Annotated in this window: 2 protein-coding genes; one reads left to right on the top strand and one right to left on the bottom strand. The window is 68.9% G+C overall.

Annotated features, from left to right (window positions below; genetic code table 11):
- On the bottom strand, positions 1–430 hold a 430-nt coding region (locus C1I99_RS31215), incomplete at its 3' end, for an RDD family protein (RefSeq protein WP_438941469.1).
- A gap of 264 nt (positions 431–694) precedes the next feature.
- Here C1I99_RS31215 and glnA point away from each other — a divergent pair.
- Positions 695–2119 (top strand): type I glutamate--ammonia ligase, encoded by a 1425-nt coding sequence (gene glnA, locus C1I99_RS31210; RefSeq protein WP_111137724.1) that lies wholly within the window; start codon positions 695–697, stop codon positions 2117–2119.
- The last annotated feature ends 78 nt before the right edge of the window (positions 2120–2197 follow it).

Genomic DNA, 2197 nt, shown 5'->3' with positions numbered 1-2197 from the left:
GGTCAGCGGCCGCGGGGCTGGCGGAAGGCGCCGCGCGGGGGGCGTCGGTGATGACGGCGCCGGTGAGGCGGTCGTGCAGGCCGCGGCGGTGCCCGTCCATCAGCAGGGCCGGCACGACCAGGGCCAACAGGAGGCCGCGGAGCAGGGCACGGGCCAGGCCGATGCGGCCGCCGTCGGCCCAGGAGACGCAGCGGATCTTCGTGAGGTACATGCCGGGGGTCTGCGCGAAGAGGCCGAGGAAGAAGCCGTACTCCAGGATGAGCACCAGCACGGGCGCCCAGCCGTCGCGGACCGGGTCGGCGAAGCCACGGGCGACCAGCAGGCAGAGCACCCAGTCGATGACCAACGCACCGAACCGGCGACCCAGGCTGGGCGGGGTGAACGCGGGGTCCGTGGCGGGGGGCACGGGACGATCATGCGGGTTGCTCACAGCGGTCAAGGGTAGCCAGCGGCGTACGGCCAGGCCGGGGTGGACCGCCGCCCTCGGTGCGCAAAAAGGGACCAAAGCCATCAAGTGTCAATACACTGGCACAGCCGGGCTGTCCCGCGCGCCGCGTCCGGGGTGACTGAGCGGCACGGATGACGCTCCGCGAGGGACGTAACACGGCAGAAACACTCAAGACATGGCCGGGCAACCGGGTGGCCATAGCGTCGCCAGGAGCTTAGCTACCGAGTGGACGTGCCAGGAGGACGTGTGTTCGCCAATCCCGAGGAACTCCTGCGATACCTCAAGAACGAGGACGTGAAGTTCGTCGACGTACGTTTCTGTGACCTGCCCGGCGTGATGCAGCACTTCAACCTGCCCGTCGAGTCGGTCGACGACGACCTCTTCACCAACGGCCTCGCGTTCGACGGCTCGTCGATCCGTGGCTTCCAGGCGATCCACGAGTCGGACATGCTCCTGCTCCCGGACGTCGCCACCGCCTTCATCGACCCCTTCCGCGCGCAGAAGACCCTCGCGCTGAACTTCTTCATCCACGACCCGTTCACCCGCGAGGCCTACACCCGCGACCCGCGCAACGTCGCCAAGAAGGCCGAGGCGTACCTCGCGGCCAGCGGCATCGCCGACACCGCGTACTTCGGCCCCGAGGCGGAGTTCTACATCTTCGACTCGATCCGCCACGAGACCTCCGCGCACCAGGCGTTCTACTACATCGACTCGATCGAGGGCGCGTGGAACACCGGCCGTGAGGAGGAGGGCGGCAACCGCGGCTACAAGACCGCGTACAAGGGCGGCTACTTCCCGGTGCCGCCGGTCGACCACTACGCCGACCTGCGCGACAAGATCGTCCGCCGGCTGATCGAGACCGGCTTCACCGTGGAGCGGTCGCACCACGAGGTGGGCACCGCCGGCCAGGCCGAGATCAACTACAAGTTCTCCACCCTGCTGCACGCCGGCGACCAGCTCCAGCTGTTCAAGTACATCGTGAAGAACGAGGCCTGGGCGAACGGCAAGACGGCGACCTTCATGCCGAAGCCGCTCTTCGGCGACAACGGCTCGGGTATGCACACCCACCAGAGCCTCTGGCTCAACGGCGAGCCGCTGTTCTACGACGAGACCGGCTACGCCGGCCTGTCCGACACCGCCCGCTGGTACATCGGCGGCCTGCTGCACCACGCGCCGTCGCTGCTGGCCTTCACCAACCCGACGGTCAACTCGTACCGCCGGCTGGTGCCGGGCTTCGAGGCTCCGGTCAACCTGGTCTACTCGCAGCGCAACCGGTCCGCGTGCACCCGCATCCCGGTCACCGGCAGCAACCCGAAGGCCAAGCGGGTCGAGTTCCGGGTGCCGGACCCGTCGGCCAACGTCTACCTGGCCTTCTCGGCCATGCTGATGGCCGGCCTGGACGGCATCAAGAACAAGATCGAGCCGCCGGCGCCGATCGACAAGGACCTGTACGACCTGCCGCCGGAGGAGTGGGGCGACGTCAAGCAGGTGCCGGGCTCGCTCCCGGCGGTGCTCGACTCGCTCGAGGCCGATCACGACTACCTGCTCGACGGCGGCGTCTTCACGCCGGACCTGATCTCGACCTGGATCGACTGGAAGCGGACCAACGAGGTCGACCCGGTGCGCCTGCGCCCGACCCCGCACGAGTTCGCGATGTACTTCGACTGCTGACGGACGACTCCACCAGCACCGGCCGGGCCGGCTCCGCATCCGCGGGGCCGGCCCGGCCGCACTCCCGCCCCTCAGCCG

The organism is Micromonospora deserti (genome assembly GCF_003236335.1).
Taxonomy (GTDB): domain Bacteria; phylum Actinomycetota; class Actinomycetes; order Mycobacteriales; family Micromonosporaceae; genus Micromonospora; species Micromonospora deserti.
The sequence above is the reverse complement of the archived record's forward strand: the minus strand, read 5'-3'. Positions and strand labels throughout refer to the sequence as shown.